Below are 15,518 nucleotides of genomic sequence, written 5' to 3' on the forward strand. Positions count from 1 at the left end.
CGCGCTGTTTTAAATCCTTTCGCCCCATGCCACGCCCGAAACCAGCCACTCGGAGCTCCCGGACTGGGAGAGATCAATCACCGCTTCCTGCTGGTACGTTTCAATGGCGCCGCCCGAAACCTCGGTCCGGTTGAGCACCGCGCGAAACCGCGCCGCTCTCCGCTCCGGGGCAAACTCCTCGGTTTCAATGCTCCCAAGCTCCGCAGTGATAGAGTAAAAACCTTCCCGCACCGGGTTCTGTACTGCGTACGATTCCAATTCCTGCACGAGTGGTGCGGTCATAAAGCCGGCCAGGTCCGTAAAACGCGCATTTCCGGAATCAGACGAGTAGGTGCCGAACCGCTCAAGAAAAAATACAGCAAGGCTTTCGGCTTCGCGCTCAAGCGTTCCCACTGATGCGGCAGCGGCCGCACTCGGGTACATAGCCGCAAATTCGTCCGCATTCGCGGCATCAAACACCGCACCCTCAGGCAAACCCTCGCCCCGATCCGGCAGCGCCACCCTCTCCTCCTCGGGCGCCAGGGGCTCCTCGCGGCCCGGGAACACATCAAACAGCACCGAAATAAGGATTCCAAAAAGTACCAGGGCGCTCGCAATGATGATACTGATTTTTGTTCGTGGCGACATATGCGTAAATTACTGCGGAATTGTCGGATGTGCGGCTTGCGGCTCCGGGGGAGCAGCTTGGCCGGGTACCTCGGGCGCTGCACTTGCCGCATTTTGGCGGGCAAACTCTTTTTTGGACTGCTCAATCTCCAAGAGCTGCCTGGGGTCGCTCGTGATGATCTGATCTTCGGTGTACGAAGCAATCACCTTGATGGCCGCGTGCTTGTTGCCCGCAAAAAAGATCCCTTCCCCCACGCTGCCCTCAAGGAGCAGATACTTCTCGCCCTCGGTGAGCAGGAACGTCTTGACCACGTTGTCTATGGACGCGGGCGACTGGCGCAACAGGAGCTGCAGGGCCGAGTTCGTGACAATGGCCTGGCCGTAGGGGCTGCCCAAAAAGTCATTCACGTCCTGGGTGATGGTCGTGACCCCGAGGAAGTACTTGCGGGCGCGCTTGACCAGGGCAAAGATGAATTTTGCGCTGTCATCGTGCTGCATGAGCCACCAGGCCTCATCAATCACCAGGATCCGCTTTTTGAGGGACGAGCGCACCACGTTCCAAATGTAGTTCACAATAGTGTACACGGCCATGGGCCGCAGTTCATCCTCCAAGTCCCGCACCGAGAATACGACGAGCTGATTGGACATATCCACGTTTGTGGGGTTGTTGAGCAATCCCGCAAACGTGCCCTCGGTATACTTCTTGAGGCGCTCGGAAAGCCCCTGCCCGCCCTCCATGCCCGAAAGCACTTCGCTAAAATCCTGCATCAGGGGCGCTTGCGCAATGCTCCCCAGGTCGCTCGCCGGCGTAATGTCCTTTTTGGCGTAGGTCTCAAGCAAAGCGCGGTCCACAATTGAGTCTTCGGCATTGGAAAGCTCGCCAAGCATGAGGCGCACCAGCCCTTTCAAGGCAATCACGCCGGAGCGGATGATGTCCGAGGTGGAGGTCGCGTCCGCGATTGCCCGCGGCAGGTCAAACGGGTTGATTTTCGCTTCAGATGAAAGGGAAATGTTCACGTACGTGCCTCCCACGGCCTCTGACAGGTGTTCGTACTCGCGCTCCGGGTCAATGATGATCACGTCCGTGCCCATCATCATGCTCCGCAGCACCTCCAGCTTTACGGCATAGCTCTTGCCGGCGCCGCTTGTGGCAAACACCACGGAGTTCGCGTTCGGAAGGCTGAATCGGTCAAACAGGATCAAAGAGTTGTTGTGCCGGTTGATGCCGTACAAAATGCCGGAATCGCTCGTAAGGTCGCTTGAAACAAACGGGAACGACGAAGCGGCAGGGCTCGTGTTCAGGTTCGCGGACACGCCGAGCTCGTCGTTCGCGAGCGGCAGGGTTGAGTTGAAACCCTGCTCGGCCTGCCACAGGCTCCGGCGCGTGGCTATCAGCTTTGAGCCGAACAAAAGCTCCACTTTCTCGGTGAGCGCATTGAGCTCTTTTTGGTCATGCGCGTACAGCGTGACGTACACCGCGTGCTGGAAAAAATGCTCAACCCCTTGAGTAATGGCATCCCTAAGCTGTTCAATGTCCCGCAGGGCGGTCTCGCGCAAGGGATCGCGGGGCGCGCCCTTTTCCTTGTCTTCAATGAGCTGGGCCTCCAGGTTTCCCACCTTCTTTTTGAGCTGGTTTAAGATAATGTCGCTTGAAACCGGATAGAAGAACAGGGCAATGTCCATAGTTGCCGAGAGGTTGATGACCGGCGAAAACCACCCCACGTTGATGTACCGCGGAAACGTGGCCACAAAGAGCGTGCGCACGAAAAGCCCGTTCAGCTCCAGGTGGTCGGGAACAACGCGCATGGATGCCGGAGCAATGATGTCCCGGATTTTTATCTCCCCCTCGGCGAGCGTTTTTTCGCTCGCAATGAGCTCGGACTCGGTCTGGGGCTCGTAGGGAGCCGCCGTACGGGGCTGCGGCAGGGCTTGGGGTTGTGATGGCGCGGGGTCAAACATAGCGCGGTTATTCATCAATCTTTAAATCTTCTTCCTGGGGAAGCTTCTGTATCTGCGAAAGCTCGGGGTTGTATGAACCGTAGTAGAGCTCAATCAGGCTCTGGGTCCCGAGCGGAAGGGCGGTAATGCCGATGTTCGCGAGGCCGTTGACCACGACATTCACCCTGCTTTCAAGTTTTTCCCGGTACCGGGCGAACAGCTTGTCCGAGAGCTTGATGATGGCGCTTGGAGAAAACGCGGTCCCGAGCTGGCTGAAAAAACCTTTTTTGGCATCCTTGCCAGGCGCGTACGGCACCACCGCGTAGAACCGCTTTCCCATGATGTCGCCCAACGTCACGAGCTCCGTGATGAAGGCGTGGTACTCCCGTATCTGGGTTCGCAGCAAATCATTGGCCTCGCCGTTGGCGCGCTGCTCCAAATCAGAGAGGTACCCGTCTATGTTGAGCTGCCGCGACTGCACCACGATCTGCAAGCTGAAATCAAGGGAATTCAAAAGCGAAATATATCCCTGCAAAATGGCGTTCTGCTCATCCTCGCTCTTTAAGGCGAAATTGATTGATGAGGCGAGCAGCACGCGGCGCACGCTGCCATCTTTAAGGATGACGGTGTCGTCCCGGATTTCCGCGATGTCCAGGTAGCTCTGGGTGGACGCGCTGGTTTTCTTTTTTGCAAGCTTACTCTTTGGCATGTTTATTTTGGTTCTCGCGGGATTGCGCCAGGATTTCCTCGGGCCGGTATTTTCCCCCGGTGTCAACCAGGAGCGTAAGTTCAGAAAGCGCCCTGGAACGCATCCGCGGCTTGTACGCGGGAAGCGCTTCAACTTCCCCTAGTGCGCCCTGTTCTTTGGGGCGCGCCGGAGCAACGTACTGCTTTGACCATACGCGGAGCTGCGAACGGACCGCTGACCGCACGATTGAGAGCGCAAACCGGTAAAAAGGCTGGCCGTTGATCTTGATGAATGCAATGAGGGCATACGCCCCAAGGATGAGAACGGCTTCAAGCGCGAACAAGGCAGTATCAGCGAGCTTGTACGCGGCAAACACCAAGAGTATGGCAACAATGCCGATAATGAACTGCCGGGTGGTGATGGGCCCGATGATCTTGTCTTCCACGTCTATGAATTGGGGTACCACGAATTGGGGCGCCATAGAGTTAGCGCAGCGTGCGCGCGAGGTCGGCAATGGTAAAGAATTCGTCTTCAGTCATCTGGTTGGGATTTGCCGCAGGATCCCCGAGCAGTACCGCGAGCTTCTTGCCGGATGAGAGCGCGCTGTCGCCGAGGCGCAGGTAGCTCGCAAAGAGCGGGCTTGCCCGCAGCGTTCGGATGCCCGCAACCTTCTCGCCTATTGACTCGCCTTCCAGGGTTGCGATTTTGCCCAGGACGACCTGTTTTGCCCTGCCCGCATCCCCGAACGCCCGGAAGTCGGAAAGCGTAATGGTTCCAAGCTCATCCGAAAGCCCCATGGTGCGCGGGAGCGCCGCCGGAGTACCGCGGCCAGGTCCCTGGCCGGGAGTAACGTCGTCCAAACGGGGTTTGGTTCCCGGGACAACACGCCGCGCTGACGCTTGAGTGGGGACGGGGACGGGTGCGGCCTTCTGTATGAGCGCGTCCAACTCTTTCTGGGGTGCATCCTTGTCATTGCGAGGGAGCGTACTCGCGACCGCGGCAATCTTATCGTCGCGTTGATTGTCTGATATTGTATTATCGCGCCTCAATGCGATGTTAGGATTGCTTCGCTCCGCTTTCGCTTCGCTCGCAATGACATGCCGTGCGACCCCGTGGCTGCGATTATGGGCTTCTTCCACTATGCGCTCGGCCTGGAGAAGCGCGTCCCCTGACAATCCCAAGCCCCCGGCCGCGAACGGGCGCGCTGCATAATCAGCAAATTCAGCAGCGGTGCGCACGTCCCTCAATCGGGACCGCGCGAGCGCTGATGCGCGCTTGGTGAACGCCTCTTCGCTCCCGCCGGACCCGGAAAGGCTGAATAAGCTGCGGCTGATTGAGAGGGCCTCGCCCTCCCCGGACTTCTGGGGGTTGATTGCGCGCGCCTTTTGGGCGGATGCCGCAAGCTCTTCTCGTTCAGTTTGGGCGAACATCCCATCGTCGCGCGCAACGAACCCCGCGGGCGGAGCAGGCGCTTGCGCGCGTTCCGGCGCAAGGAGAGCGGAAAGCTTGGGAGCGAACGGCGAGTCCCGGTCAATCTGGGATTGGAATTTTTTCTTAAGCTCTGCTTGGGCTTCATCAGGCTGGGCCGCAAGCCATGCCGTCATCCCCGACACCAAAAGGCGTTCGGAATTCGTATCCAAAAACTCAAGGTTGTTGGCGAGCAAGTGCGAAACGTCCTCCTCGGAGAGCACGGGAAGGGCGAGCGCTTTCAAGGGGCTCGTGATTGAGCGGTACGCGGCCAAGGCCGGGGCAACCTCCTCTTTCGGCAGGACGGAAAGCTCTTGTTTTATGTGCTGGATTGCGGTGTATGCTCCGGCAACATCCTTGTTTGCGAGCAGTCCCTCGGCCTCCTTTTGAATGCGGCCGATGGTATCCTGTTGGAGCAATGTTTTGCCTGTGTAGTGCGTAATTGGCATGCATGGATTATACCACAAACAGCAAAATTTCTCCAAACAAAAAACTCGGCGGCTGATGCCGAGGTTTTTGCGGGGATTAGGTGCCCTGGTTCCAGGATGCTAAATACTGTTTTTGACGGCTGGTGAGCGTATCGTGCCTGACCTTAAGGGATGTAAGCTTGAGGGATGCGATGGTGCGGTCCAGCTCTTCAGGCAGACGGTGCACGCCCGGCGGCAGAGTGTTATGATTCTTGACGAGGTGCTCGCACGAAAGGGCCTGGCCCGCGAAGCTCGTGTCCATGACGCTTGAGGGGTGGCCCTCCGCGGCCGCAAGATTCACGAGCCGCCCTTCAGTGAGCAGGTTGACGGTTCTGCCGCCAGGCAGTTCGTACGACTGCACATGCTCACGGGAGCGGTACGACCGTTTGGCCATCTTTTTCAAGGACTCAACGTCAATCTCAACGTCAAAGTGCCCGGAGTTTGCGATAATGCACCGGTCTTTGAGTTTTTTGATGACCTCGCGGCTCACCACCTCGCAATTGCCGGTGACAGTGATAATGATGTCTGCTTTTGGCGCAACCGAAAGCATGGGCGCAACACTAAAGCCGTCCATCACCGCCTCCAGGGCGCGGACCGGATCAATTTCCGTTACCACCACATGCGCTCCCATGCCGCGGGCGCGCATGGCAACGCCCTTGCCGCACCACCCGTACCCCGCAATGACAAGCGTTTTCCCGGCAATGAGCACATTGGTTGCGCGGATGATGCCATCAAGCGTGCTCTGGCCCGTGCCATACCTGTTGTCAAACAAATGCTTGGTGGCTGCGTCATTCACGGCGATGACCGGAAGCTTCAACTCACCGGCCGCCTCCATGGCGGCTAAACGGATGATGCCGGTGGTGGTTTCCTCGGTGGAGCCGTACATGACCGCAAGCTGATTCTTGAAGTTTGTGTGCAAAAGCGTTAAGAGATCAGCCCCGTCATCCATGGTAATATGGGGTTTTGACGAAACAGCGGCATGCAAGTGCTTGTAAAATTGCTGCCGCGATGCGCCGTGGCGGGCGAACACCGAGATTTTGTCGTGCTTGACGAGCGAGGCAGCCACGTCGTCTTTGGTTGAGAGCGGATTGGATGCGCACAATACCACAGACGCGCCGCCCGCTTTCAGAACCTGCATCAGGCGCGCGGTTTCGGTTGAAACATGCAAACACGCGGCAATGCGGACGCCGCGAAAAGGCTTGGAGCGCTTGAAGCGCTCCTCTATCTTTGCGAGCACGCCCATTTCCCTCGCCGCCCACTCAATTTTCCGCCTGCCTTCCTCGGCAAGCCTGATATTTGCAATATCGTACTTCATGCTATCTCACCGCGCGCTTAAGTTCGGCAACGCGGCTGGCGCGCTCCCAGGGCAGATTCAAATCCAGGCGGCCGAAGTGGCCGTATGAGGCGGTTGAGCCGTAGATTGGCCTGCGCAAATCAAGGTGTTTGATGATCATGCCCGGCCGAAGGTCAAACACTTTTTTGATGGCTCGCGCAAGCTCGTCGTCTGAAACCACGCCGGTTCCATACGAATTCACGTTGACGCTCAAAGGTTCGGAAACGCCGATCACGTACGCAACCTGCACTTCCACCTGGGAGGCTAGACCTGCTTTGACGAGGTTCACAGCTACCCAACGCGCCGCGTATGAGCCGGATCGGTCAACTTTGGACGGGTCTTTGCCGGAAAAGCATCCCCCGCCATGCGACCCTACGCCGCCATAGGTGTCCACAATAATCTTGCGCCCCGTGAGGCCTGTATCCGCCTGGGGCCCTCCCGAGACAAACCTGCCGGTCGCATTCACATAAATTTTCGTCTTCTTGTCAAACAATTTTTTGGGCAATATGGGCTTCAAAACGTTTCGTATGACATCGCGCTCAATCTTCGCGTGCGTTACGTCCGGATTATGCTGGCACGACACAACCACATTCTTGAGGTGCACGGCGCGGCCGCCGCGGTATTCAAGCGTCACCTGGGCTTTGCCATCCGGCCGCAAGTACTTCAAGGTTCCGTTCTTGCGCACCTGGGCGAGCCGGCGGACGAGCTTGTGCGCCAAAGTGATGGGAAGCGGCATAAGCTCCCGCGTTTCCGTGGTCGCGTACCCGTACATCAGTCCCTGGTCCCCGGCCCCGAGCTTGGTGAGATCTTCTTTTTTTGATGAACCGCCCCCTGACCCCCGCCTTGAAAAGGCGGGGGAACCGGATGGGTCCACGCCGGCCGCAATGTCTGCTGACTGCTCCTGGATGGCAACCGTCACCCCGCAGGTTTCCCAGTCAAAACCCATGGTGGAGTTGGTGTATCCGATGTTCTTGATGACGCCGCGCACAATCCGCGGCACGTCAATGTACCCCCTAGTGCGCACCTCGCCCGCAACAAACACGAGCCCGTTCGTGAGGAGCGTTTCCACGGCAACGCGGGATTCCTCGTCCTGCCGCAGGGCCTCATCCAAAACCGCGTCCGATATCTGGTCCGCCATTTTATCGGGGTGCCCCTCGGTGACTGATTCGGAGGTGAGAAAGGCGTGTTCTTGGTCTAGATATTGCATAATTTTAGCGTGTCATTGCGAGGAGTCATGTACTCATGGCGACGAAGCAATCTTATTGCCGCGCGGGAGCGTATTGTGCATACATACTCCCTATCGCCGATAGGATTGCCGCGGTCGGGAGTACCCTCCCTCGCAATGACACTATATTAGTATGTGCTACTTAAGTCTTTCCACTCCGGATTAAGTGTATTGATTAAATCAATCTTTTTCTTCCTTGACCCGGCTTTGATGTTTTTCTCTCGCGCTATTGCTTCGTTTATATCGTTATACTCTTCAAAATACACTAACTTGTTGATCATATACTTTTTCGTAAAAGTACTGCCTGTTCCTTGCGTATGCTCGTATATTCTTCTCCGTATGTCATTCGTTACTCCGGTATACAAGACGTAATGTTTGTCATTCGTCGCAATGTAGACGTAAGATGTTTTTGACATACCCTCAACCATGTCATTGCGAGGAGCGAGCTGAACGCTACTTGACTTATTCAGGCAATATAGTACTCTCTCAATAGATTGCCATGAAGGTTCATTTCAAACGGCGCAACACTTTCCACACAAGGAGAAAACCATGGGTTACTTCGTCGTACTTAATTATGATCTTAGCAAACTCATAGAAGCAGTAAATAAGTTGATGAGAGAAGGATGGGTGTGCCAAGGCGGTGTCAGTGTCAGTGTAGATTCTCATAGTTCTCAGTACTACTTTCTACAAGCAATGATCCATACGAATCGTATCACCAAGTAATGATCCATACATAAGCAATACGTACAAGAATCACCAAGGGTTATCGCGCAAACACGCGCGGTAACCTTTTTTATATGGTTGATGACATGCTGATTATGGCGCCTTGAATGTCATTGCGAGGAGTCCCGTACTCGGGACGACGCGGCAATCCTATCGTCGCGCTAAAAGTCTGTTACTGACAACAAGCCCCCACGCGGCAATAAGATTGCTTCACCCTTGAGTACAAGGGTTCGCAATGACATTACACATTCCACTTGCTGTTTTTAATGATAGTCTGGTACTTCTCCCCCTCCATAACAAGAATCTTGGAAAGCCGCGAGCCGAACGCAAGCGCGTCCTCGCGCGAAAGCCCCAAACGGTCCTCCAGGATAACTTTCAAAAGCCGCGCAAGGTATTGGGGGGCTCCCGGATTCATGCGTATGCCAGCTATGTTATCATCCCTGCCCGCCTTTTTCAAGTCATCAATAACGAGCTTTGCAAAGCGCGGGTCCTCTACAAGGTTATCAAGCTGGCGCAGTTGGGCAAGGAGCAGGAGGGACGCGAGCGTATTAGAGGCATCCTGCGCCTCAATATGCCGCAAAGCGGTTTCAAACAGTGTTTTTGCGTTGCCGCTTATTGAAATAAGCATCTTTTGAGAGCGGGACGCAATGTCGGCATACAGTGGCAACGCGGCTGGTTGGCCGCCTTCAGTTTCAGTGCGTGCCGAGAATGTTGCAGGCGCTAATTTTGACACCGCGCCTAAATCAATCTGCTGTCCATCCGCCAGCAAATAATGTCTTCCGCCCGGATCCGTAAAAAAAATATCCTCTTCAAAACCCCGCGCGTCGTATGAAGACGTTTTGACAAATTCGTAAAAATTGAAAAAACGCTGCGCAATATTTTTTTCCAAGACCGACAGCTTATGTTTGCTGACAAATTCGTTCAGCTGATAGTTCTCCACCGGAGATTGACCCAGCGCGCTGTCGTATTCTTTAAGCCATGCGCTGATTGTGCCAAATTTTCCAGAAAATGAAAACTGCTTGGTCAATATGGTTTCGTTTTCGTGCAGCGCGTTAAACACGCCCTCGCGAAATCCATCGCGCTCATCCAAAGATTCAAGCAAAAGACGGCTCTTGAGTTTGGTAATTATGTCTCCATAATTCTCGTCCGCTAAAATCAGCCCCACATCCGCCTCGCGGGCGAAATGCGCCAGATCTTGTTTAGTAAGGCTTAAAAACGCAGCATAATAAAGCCAGGTTAGAACCGGCACATAGGGAGCTGAAAATGTTCCAGATCCAGCCAACAACCCGCGCAATGTCTGAAGCAGTCGGTACGCAAACGCGGTGCGCGTGTACACCACGGCAATGGCAGTCCGTTTTTCCCATTCCAGAAGCGCCTTTGGATCGGCAATGTCTTGGGGGATGCCCGCCAAAAGGTTCTTGCGCAGTGTTTCCTGCTCGGCAAAGGATAGGTTGTCCAGATTAAAATTCACCATATGCTAGGCGCTACGCCTGCGGCCGACGTCCTCTAAAATCCCGGCTCTGTGGGTCTGACGCGCGGAACTCTGGAGAACCGGGCAACACGATTGATGGCCCCGCAGATGCTTCGGGCGAAGGCTGTTGAGGCGGATTCGGAGACGCAGATTCAGAACTCCCGTTGCCGCCGTTTTCTTCCGATGCGACAGCAGTAGATAATTTTACATCAAGCGTGCGCTCGTCCACATTTTCCACAAACCTTGAAATTTGCTTTGTAATACGGTTCACATCCTGCGCCAAACCATTGGTTTCCTCGTTGAGCCGCGCCTGTTCAGCCGGATCAACCGCTTGTCCTAGCGCGGCTCTTGAAGCCTCCAGCGCACTCTTAATCTGTGTTAGTTTGTTCCTTTGCTCCTGTAAAAGCTGGCGCGGCGTCTTTTGTATATCCTCTCTGGTTGCTCCCTGCCGCTGCATATACTGGCTCACCGTTCTTGTCTTCGCCTCCTGAGAAATACGCGGGCTGAAAGAATACGCATAGCCAAGCATATTATCCTCAACATAATCCCGCTGGGCGCGGCTTCGGCTTTCTATATTAGGATCATACATATTCGGATACTCGCGCGGCGCAACCCCGCCCATGAGCGCGCCGGATGCATCCGGCCGCAGGTTCAAGTTCCGTTCTGAAATGCCCGGAGCGGCAAGCAAGACCAAGTTCTGACCCACAGTATTCAAGTCAGCGGCATAGGTGCGCATGCCGTTTTTATCTCTAATCTCGTTGCGAAGGCCCGAAGGATGCGTTCGCCACAAATCCGGAGGGTTGATGTTCCGCATCTTTCCCATGACATTATTGTTATACGTCTTAAACCCTTCTTCGGAATACAAGTCCGCAAAATCGTATTTCCCGCTGTCTGCATCAAATCCAGCCAACGCAAACCCCGCAAAATTCTTATTCTCCAGCGCCACCCCGCTCAAACGTGAAGCAAATTGTTTGGCTTCATCGCTCTCTCCGAGAAGCATCTTCATGGCTTCAACACGGGCAAACGGGCTGTCTGTGGCTGTCTGCGGCTTGTGTTCCGCATACTGAAGTTCCAAGGGCCTCAAAATCTCCCGAGCATGATTCAAATCTTTTTTAATTCCAAAAATTTCCTCATCTGGCGCGCCTTCTTCCACAGCTTGCTCCAGTTTCTCTTGAAGCCCCAAGTATGCATCAGCGCGAGCACGGCCTTCAGACGTTAATACCTGCTCAAACTTCTCAATCACTCTGCGGTGGATTTCCTCGCCAATGTCCCGCTCGTCATTAAACCTTGCCGTGGAAAGCGTAACTTCGTTCTGGTCGTTTTGCCCCCATACATTGATGAGCGCGCCCTTGGTTTCTTTGGTGTTTTGCGCATGGCCGCTTTGGGCAACCCTGTACACCGGCTCCAAAAACGCCTCGGATGTATTATCGCTCTCTTCCCGCTGTTTTTTCGCCTCTTCGTTGGCGAGGGCCATGACGTGCCTAAATTTGTAGTTCGTGTCTTTGTTGTCAATCACTTTATGCAGCACATCCCTGCCCGCGCCGATATACGGGGCTGTAACGTTTTTCTCGCGCGATTCAGAACGTTCTTTCCAACTCTGTTTTGCAGTACGCAATAGAATCCCTTGCTCGGCCAATCGTTGAGCGCCCAAACCCAAACGGGTTTTGCCAAAAATCCTGGCTCCCAGCTGTCCCAATCCTTTGCTTACCGCAGGACTGATCTTTTCATCAAGCCTGCGCCCTGCAAAACGCCCAAAGGTGGGAGCGACTTTTTTTCCGCCTTTCCACGCCCCAGCCAAGCCCAATGCGCTCCCCACCCCCCCGGTTGCAACCCCCAGAGCCGCCAGTTTCCCGAGCTTGATGCCGCCGCTCTTGATGCGGCTCAAAGCGCCCTCGGCAAGGCCCGAACCCTTGATGGCCATGCCGCGCGCAACCATGAGCGAGTAGATGAGCAGAGCAATGGAGATGCCGTAGGAGAGGAGTTGGTCGCTTCGGGAGATGCCGGAGATTGCCGCGGCCGTGTTCCCGGACACGTCAAAAAATCCGGTTTCGCCCTCTGCCTGGTAGAACCCATGCTGCTGGGCAAGATTCTGGCCCGGAGCCACGCCCGCCATGACGGAAAAAGAGAGCCACAGCCAGAACGCCATGATAGGCCCCACGAACGCGTAGCGCACCAGCTTGTTCCACCACTCTTTGAACAAATGCTCGGCACCGGGAGTTGCGGCCATTAAAAACGCGAGCGGAGCCAGCACAATGAGGATCCAGAGGTACATGATGCGGATCAAAAACATCAGCACAATGGTGCCCACCACCATCACGGCGATCACGAGCAATATGACCGCAAGGATGGACGCGACCGCAACCGCGGTGTCTGTGATGCTCTCATCAGCCGCAAACTCGCGGTACGAGAGCATCTGGGAAAGCCCGAGCCCGTTCACCAGATTCCCGGCGGCCACGTCCTTGAAGCCGTTCACGAACGTGATCATGATCACCTGGCTTGCGTCAATGATCAAGCCGCTGATGGTCTTGGAAAAGTTGATGACCACCGCCACCATCAAGAGCTTGGGCAATAGGCGCTTCCACTCGTACTTCTCAACCCCCAAAATAGTGGCATAGGCGATGGCGATAAAGATGACGAGGAACGCCATGTTCGCGAAATCCCGCATCAAAATCCAGCCCCGCGTAACCGCCGGGGCCATGAGAAAGTCGTTGTACGCGACAATCACGAGCAAGAGATCAATCATCACGATCAAAAGCTTGCCGGCAAGCTCAATGATGATTGATGCGATGTACGCGAGCGTGCCCGCCACAAATCCCAGCTCCTGCGCGAACGCGGGGGCTGTAAGCGCGAACACGCCAAAGGCGCCCATTATCAAACCCGCGAAAATCTTTCTCTGTTTCGGCAAAACCATGATGAGATTATACCACAAACCCTACTCTTCCACCAAGCCCCGCAGGGCGGTGATTGCCGCGCGCGTCTGGAAGTCGTCGGGAGCGACTCGGGACTCAAGATCAGAGAGCTGTGCCGCCGCGTCTTCGGCGCGGCCAAGCGCGATAAACGCCTGGGAGAGCTCAAAGCGCGCCTGCAGATGGTTCGGGTTCTGCTGGATCGCGGATTCGTAGTACAAAACCGCCTGTTCCGCGTTCCCGGCTGCCAACGAGAGCGTGCCGGCCTGGTATGCAACGCTTACAGACTCGGAAACGTGCGGCAGGAGCAGTGCGAGCGCTTGCTCGTTTTGCCCGGCCTGCGCAAGCTGGGCGGCGCGCTCAAGCACAAGCGGAATATAGGTCCCATCAACCACAAGCCCCTGCTCCGCGATCCGGGCCGCCTCATCCGGATTGTCCGCAACCAAACGGTAGAACTGCGATGCTTCCAGGCGCAGGATGAGATTGCGCGGCAGGCGCGGCAATGCGGCCTCATAGAACGCGGCCGCCTGTTCCATGGCGTCATTCTGGAGCCGTTGTTTCTCGTCATTCTGGAGGCCGCTGCTGCGGCCGATAGAATCTCGCCGGTTGTTCACGGAGATGCTATCGGCGAGTACGCCTCCAGCATGACGCGCTATAAGCCAGTGGTCAAACCCGGAGAGCGATTCGGAATCCGCCGAAATGTCCGGAGGCTCTGGGAACGCGATGAGCCGGACCGCGGAAACCGTTCCAAACATTCCGAAAAGCGCGAGCGCGGCAACGAACGAGCGCGCCGGAATGAGTCGGAGGCGCGTGGTAAGAAACAAGCTGTGCGCACGCCGCGCTTCGGATTCCGCGAAAACTCCCGCCACCCCCGTACCCCCTCCTCCGGCAGGAGAGGGAATGCCTCCCGAACACAGCACAACCAAAAGCCCGGCAGTAAAAAGGCCCATGAATGACAGCGGAATAAACGCGAGCAGTACGAGCCACCCGAAAAGCGCCAAAGACCATCTTCGCCGCGAGAGTTCGCCCGACCGCTCGCGGGATTCCGGACCCAAGCGCTTGAGCCTCCGACGCGAAAAGAAAAACGCGTACAGAGCCGGGATAAAGCCAAACGCGGCAAACGCGGCCAACAGTAACGGTCCGCCTTCCCACAGCAGCGCCGCGTACGCACCCGGCAAGCCCGGAGCCCGGGCAATTTGTTCCACATCCACGAGCTCTGCCAAGGACCAGAACCCTTCGTTCGCGCGCCCCAATCCCGCGCCAAGCAGTCCAAACTGCGCAATGCCGTGTTCAACGTACCGGCTCACAGCTACGGAAACGGGAACCGTTGAAAAGCCTCCCCGAATGTACGAAAACACCGCCGGGTACACTGCCGTGGCAACATACAGCGCAACCAGCGCAATCCCTGTCCTGCCTTTCAGGCGCGCGAGCAATGCCCGCTCCTGCGACAAGAGCAGGACAAACCCAACCAATCCAAACCACGCTACGGGCCCGGTGTTCAAGTAGAGGTCAAAACGCGACGCCGGGTGCGCGGCAAAAATGACAATGACAACCGCACCCAAGCCAAGCCCAAGCCACGAGAGAAGCGACGAGCGCCACGTTATCTGGTCCCGGCCGAACGCGGCGCGGATACTCCAGGCGAGCCACCACACGCCAACCAAAAAAGCAACCGCCAGGGCGCGGAACGCGTCCGGGGATGCGCCATACCCGAATATGACAAACAACGGCAGCCACACCACGAGCCGCATCCACACCGCCAAAAACCTTGTTGCGCCGCGGTCCAGTGCGCGTTGGACGTGGAGCCAGTCAACATCCACGCGCCGATGCGAACCTAAAATCGCGTCAAGCATACCGCGCGATTTACCGGAACGCGAAGTGGAATTCCTTGCCCAGCGCCTCCCCGAACTTGTAGAGCGTATCCAGGGTGATGTTCTGCCTGCCGCTCTCGGCGCGGGAAATAAACTCGCGTTTGACCCGCATCTTTTTGGCCAGCTTCTCCTGCGACATCCGCGCGACTCTGCGCGCTTCGCGGAGCTCAATGGCTGCCTTGAGATAGCGCGCGCCTTCTTTAATTTCTTCCCGCTCTTTTTTGGAATACCGCTCCAAAACTTTCTCGCGCAGGACCAGTTCGCCGCGCTCTATTGCTTTTTTTACTTTGTAGCTATTCATAATCCTGCAATCTCCTTTCTGCAAGTTTAATATGTTTAACAGGTGTTCGTTGTGTCTTTTTTTGGAAAAAATGCAGTATCACAATGTTCGGATGTCCGAGGTACGCATAGAATCCCCGGTACGTTCCCTCGTGCATCACGCGAATCTCAAAAATATCTCTCGTAATTTTTCGCGCATCCGGAAATGCATCCCGGCAGGGATGGTATGCTGACGGAATAACCGCCCTCCGGCGCTTCCTCGAATACGGCTGTGTAATTATAAACAGTAGTCCTGTTCATATACTGTCACCATATCACAGTATACGGCAATGAGCAACCTCCCCTGCTCCATGCACGTAGGTGATGTTGAGGCGGAGATCCTATCGGGTGTGAGTACACACCCTCCAGGATGACGGGCTATTTCCCGTTGACAACTATTTTCCCGACCTGTGACACGGATATGATAATGTCCTAGTTGAGGGAAATAGAAATGTCCTACCTGGTGTAGGATGATACTGTTAATCAGTAGCAGTATCATCATATGGCA

General features: G+C 55.8%; 14 protein-coding genes. 1 reads left to right on the plus strand and 13 read right to left on the minus strand.

Translation table 11 applies throughout. The features are described from left to right. Window positions 1-9 precede the first annotated feature (9 nt). The 8 genes from HYT31_02405 to HYT31_02440 form a co-directional block, all read right to left on the minus strand. Entirely contained in the window at window positions 10-627 is a 618-nt protein-coding gene (locus tag HYT31_02405; GenBank protein MBI2050632.1) for a hypothetical protein, read from the minus strand. 9 nt (window positions 628-636) lie between these two features. Beyond that, entirely contained in the window at window positions 637-2,565 is a 1,929-nt protein-coding gene (locus HYT31_02410) for a DUF87 domain-containing protein (GenBank protein MBI2050633.1), read from the minus strand. Window positions 2,566-2,572: 7 nt separating this feature from the next. After that, window positions 2,573-3,253, minus strand: a complete 681-nt coding sequence (locus HYT31_02415; GenBank protein ID MBI2050634.1) for a hypothetical protein — start codon at window positions 3,251-3,253, stop codon at window positions 2,573-2,575. Next, window positions 3,240-3,713 (minus strand): PrgI family protein, encoded by a 474-nt coding sequence (locus tag HYT31_02420; protein ID MBI2050635.1) that lies wholly within the window; start codon window positions 3,711-3,713, stop codon window positions 3,240-3,242. The genes HYT31_02415 and HYT31_02420 overlap by 14 nt, the downstream gene beginning before the upstream one ends. A 4-nt stretch (window positions 3,714-3,717) precedes the next feature. Further along, the gene (locus HYT31_02425; protein MBI2050636.1) at window positions 3,718-5,148 is read right to left on the minus strand and encodes a hypothetical protein; all 1,431 of its coding nucleotides are present in this window, start codon (window positions 5,146-5,148) and stop codon (window positions 3,718-3,720) included. Between the two features lie 76 nt (window positions 5,149-5,224). After that, window positions 5,225-6,481 (minus strand): adenosylhomocysteinase, encoded by a 1,257-nt coding sequence (locus HYT31_02430; GenBank protein ID MBI2050637.1) that lies wholly within the window; start codon window positions 6,479-6,481, stop codon window positions 5,225-5,227. 1 nt (window position 6,482) lies between these two features. Next, window positions 6,483-7,706: a methionine adenosyltransferase gene (locus HYT31_02435; protein MBI2050638.1), complete on the minus strand. Its 1,224-nt coding sequence runs from the start codon at window positions 7,704-7,706 to the stop codon at window positions 6,483-6,485. A 146-nt stretch (window positions 7,707-7,852) separates the two neighbouring features. Further along, window positions 7,853-8,140 carry a GIY-YIG nuclease family protein gene (locus HYT31_02440; GenBank protein ID MBI2050639.1) on the minus strand — a complete coding sequence of 96 codons (288 nt, stop codon included), beginning with the start codon at window positions 8,138-8,140 and terminating at the stop codon, window positions 7,853-7,855. Between the two features lie 133 nt (window positions 8,141-8,273). Here HYT31_02440 and HYT31_02445 point away from each other — a divergent pair, with 133 nt between their 5' ends. Continuing rightward, the gene (locus HYT31_02445; protein MBI2050640.1) at window positions 8,274-8,447 is read left to right on the plus strand and encodes a DUF1737 domain-containing protein; all 174 of its coding nucleotides are present in this window, start codon (window positions 8,274-8,276) and stop codon (window positions 8,445-8,447) included. A gap of 241 nt (window positions 8,448-8,688) precedes the next feature. Here the strand turns inward: HYT31_02445 and HYT31_02450 are convergent, their stop codons facing one another. From HYT31_02450 to HYT31_02470, 5 genes are read right to left on the minus strand one after another with little or no spacing between them, the layout of a single operon-like run. Beyond that, window positions 8,689-9,921 carry a hypothetical protein gene (locus HYT31_02450; GenBank protein ID MBI2050641.1) on the minus strand — a complete coding sequence of 411 codons (1,233 nt, stop codon included), beginning with the start codon at window positions 9,919-9,921 and terminating at the stop codon, window positions 8,689-8,691. Between the two features lie 10 nt (window positions 9,922-9,931). Next, window positions 9,932-12,829 carry a hypothetical protein gene (locus HYT31_02455; GenBank protein MBI2050642.1) on the minus strand — a complete coding sequence of 966 codons (2,898 nt, stop codon included), beginning with the start codon at window positions 12,827-12,829 and terminating at the stop codon, window positions 9,932-9,934. 21 nt (window positions 12,830-12,850) lie between these two features. Next, window positions 12,851-14,674 (minus strand): tetratricopeptide repeat protein, encoded by a 1,824-nt coding sequence (locus HYT31_02460; protein MBI2050643.1) that lies wholly within the window; start codon window positions 14,672-14,674, stop codon window positions 12,851-12,853. 10 nt (window positions 14,675-14,684) lie between these two features. Next, window positions 14,685-14,993 (minus strand): helix-turn-helix transcriptional regulator, encoded by a 309-nt coding sequence (locus tag HYT31_02465; protein ID MBI2050644.1) that lies wholly within the window; start codon window positions 14,991-14,993, stop codon window positions 14,685-14,687. Continuing rightward, complete coding sequence (locus HYT31_02470; protein ID MBI2050645.1) at window positions 14,986-15,258, minus strand: type II toxin-antitoxin system RelE/ParE family toxin; 273 nt, start codon at window positions 15,256-15,258, stop codon at window positions 14,986-14,988. The genes HYT31_02465 and HYT31_02470 overlap by 8 nt, the downstream gene beginning before the upstream one ends. Between the last annotated feature and the right edge of the window lie 260 nt (window positions 15,259-15,518).

This window comes from Parcubacteria group bacterium (genome assembly GCA_016181765.1).
Classification (GTDB): domain Bacteria; phylum Patescibacteriota; class Patescibacteriia; order UBA2169; family UBA2169; genus CG10-46-32.

Bases quoted from the DNA above. Each gene is read 5' to 3' on its own strand.
- HYT31_02405 (MBI2050632.1), bottom strand. From the start codon at position 627: ATGTCGCCACGAACAAAAATCAGTATCATCATTGCGAGCGCCCTGGTA.
- HYT31_02410 (MBI2050633.1), bottom strand. From the start codon at position 2,565: ATGTTTGACCCCGCGCCATCACAACCCCAAGCCCTGCCGCAGCCCCGT.
- HYT31_02415 (MBI2050634.1), bottom strand. From the start codon at position 3,253: ATGCCAAAGAGTAAGCTTGCAAAAAAGAAAACCAGCGCGTCCACCCAG.
- HYT31_02420 (MBI2050635.1), bottom strand. From the start codon at position 3,713: ATGGCGCCCCAATTCGTGGTACCCCAATTCATAGACGTGGAAGACAAG.
- HYT31_02425 (MBI2050636.1), bottom strand. From the start codon at position 5,148: ATGCCAATTACGCACTACACAGGCAAAACATTGCTCCAACAGGATACC.
- HYT31_02430 (MBI2050637.1), bottom strand. From the start codon at position 6,481: ATGAAGTACGATATTGCAAATATCAGGCTTGCCGAGGAAGGCAGGCGG.
- HYT31_02435 (MBI2050638.1), bottom strand. From the start codon at position 7,706: ATGCAATATCTAGACCAAGAACACGCCTTTCTCACCTCCGAATCAGTC.
- HYT31_02440 (MBI2050639.1), bottom strand. From the start codon at position 8,140: ATGTCAAAAACATCTTACGTCTACATTGCGACGAATGACAAACATTAC.
- HYT31_02445 (MBI2050640.1), top strand. From the start codon at position 8,274: ATGGGTTACTTCGTCGTACTTAATTATGATCTTAGCAAACTCATAGAA.
- HYT31_02450 (MBI2050641.1), bottom strand. From the start codon at position 9,921: ATGGTGAATTTTAATCTGGACAACCTATCCTTTGCCGAGCAGGAAACA.
- HYT31_02455 (MBI2050642.1), bottom strand. From the start codon at position 12,829: ATGGTTTTGCCGAAACAGAGAAAGATTTTCGCGGGTTTGATAATGGGC.
- HYT31_02460 (MBI2050643.1), bottom strand. From the start codon at position 14,674: ATGCTTGACGCGATTTTAGGTTCGCATCGGCGCGTGGATGTTGACTGG.
- HYT31_02465 (MBI2050644.1), bottom strand. From the start codon at position 14,993: ATGAATAGCTACAAAGTAAAAAAAGCAATAGAGCGCGGCGAACTGGTC.